General features: G+C 38.7%; 1 pseudogene. It reads right to left on the bottom strand.

Annotated features, from left to right (window positions below):
* A pseudogene (locus ACJ5GX_RS03605) lies at positions 1 to 99 on the bottom strand (RsfS/YbeB/iojap family protein); the annotation flags it as partial.
* Positions 100 to 279 lie beyond the last annotated feature (180 nt).

Consider the following 279-nt stretch of genomic DNA (forward strand, 5'->3'; position numbering starts at 1 on the left):
CATACCTTCTACATCTATTTTATCATATTGCTTGAGATTTTTCATCACGTGCTCAGCTAATGCTTTTACATGGCGGCTCGAATCACCGGATGCAATGATCGATCGTCGATGGTGCTCGAGAAACGCATTCTCGGCGAAAATTTATGGATTATCCCATTCTGTTCTAAATTATACTGAAATGAAGCGACGATAACAACGTCTTGAATAATGTTTTCGTAATACAATAGCCACTTCAGTTTTTGCGATTTCTTGTGTCTTTTTTCGGTTATATTCCGGTCG

The organism is Wolbachia endosymbiont of Tuta absoluta (genome assembly GCF_059414725.1).